The organism is Winogradskyella ouciana, from assembly GCF_009709615.1.
GTDB lineage: Bacteria > Bacteroidota > Bacteroidia > Flavobacteriales > Flavobacteriaceae > Winogradskyella > Winogradskyella ouciana.
Genome location: NZ_WJYA01000059.1, coordinates 1 through 280 on the forward strand (window position 1 = coordinate 1; position 280 = coordinate 280).

The window sequence follows — 280 nt, forward strand, 5'->3', positions numbered from 1 at the left end:
ATGTGGTTCCTTAAAAACAATAACATGAACAAGAATCATATGGAACAATTGCTAAGGCATACCTTATGAAAGAAGTAGCGAATTTTTGCTCATTCTACTTTGGACAAGATGTCAATGCACCTGCGACCAGAGCGAGACGAAATCAACGCCCGCAAGCCAGTCTTGCCTTTGAAGGCCAACTATCGATATGCGTTCCAAAGGGCGAATCAATAACAAAGGCAACAGAAAAGACGATGGCAGAAGTCGATTTTAATGCTGCGATACTGTACATTGTCAGAAA

Annotated in this window: 1 protein-coding gene; it reads left to right on the forward strand. The window is 41.4% G+C overall.

The window, feature by feature from the left end:
• Positions 1-65: 65 nt before the first annotated feature.
• On the forward strand, positions 66-280 hold a 215-nt coding region (locus F1003_RS17005; protein WP_235898409.1), incomplete at its 3' end, for a hypothetical protein.